The 229-nt window shown below is 54.1% G+C and carries 1 protein-coding gene; it reads right to left on the bottom strand.

What is annotated here, in order from left to right:
• Nucleotides 1-159, bottom strand: a 159-nt coding sequence (locus KVT32_RS31945; protein ID WP_217619620.1) for a LysR family transcriptional regulator, incomplete at its 3' end; no start/stop codon positions are given.
• Between the last annotated feature and the right edge of the window lie 70 nt (nucleotides 160-229).

Here is a 229-nt window from a genome sequence, read left to right as displayed (position 1 = left end):
CGCCCGCGCTCGCGGTAAGAATCGTGCTGCCTGCTCGAGTTCCTTGATCAAACCGGACAGGGCCGACTGCGTGACGTGCAGGCTTTGCGCCGCCAGCGTAAAGTTACCGGTCTTGGCGACCGCCACGAAGGCACGCATCTGGCGCAGGGTAGGATTCATAAGATAATCCGATAAATGAGTCGGAAAATATTGATTGTATGATAGTCCGTTTTCATCTTTAATGGCGGCA

The sequence above is a fragment of the Achromobacter sp. GbtcB20 genome (assembly GCF_019091095.1).
Classification (GTDB): Bacteria; Pseudomonadota; Gammaproteobacteria; order Burkholderiales; family Burkholderiaceae_B; genus Achromobacter; species Achromobacter mucicolens.
The sequence above is the reverse complement of the archived record's forward strand: the minus strand, read 5'-3'. Positions and strand labels throughout refer to the sequence as shown.